Source organism: Aeromonas sp. MR7 (genome assembly GCF_963899385.1).
Classification (GTDB): Bacteria; Pseudomonadota; Gammaproteobacteria; order Enterobacterales; family Aeromonadaceae; genus Aeromonas; species Aeromonas bestiarum.
In genome coordinates this window covers 1-255 of the sequence record NZ_CAWQXH010000041.1, presented here as the reverse complement: position 1 = coordinate 255, position 255 = coordinate 1, and the positions used below count along the sequence as shown (strand labels likewise).

The window sequence follows — 255 nt, the reverse complement described above, 5'->3', positions numbered from 1 at the left end:
CTACGGGAGGCAGCAGTGGGGAATATTGCACAATGGGGGAAACCCTGATGCAGCCATGCCGCGTGTGTGAAGAAGGCCTTCGGGTTGTAAAGCACTTTCAGCGAGGAGGAAAGGTTGGCGCCTAATACGTGTCAACTGTGACGTTACTCGCAGAAGAAGCACCGGCTAACTCCGTGCCAGCAGCCGCGGTAATACGGAGGGTGCAAGCGTTAATCGGAATTACTGGGCGTAAAGCGCACGCAGGCGGTTGGATAA

General features: G+C 55.7%; 1 rRNA gene. It reads left to right on the top strand.

What is annotated here, in order from left to right:
- Positions 1-255 (top strand): 16S ribosomal RNA (locus AACW87_RS15960); the annotation flags it as partial.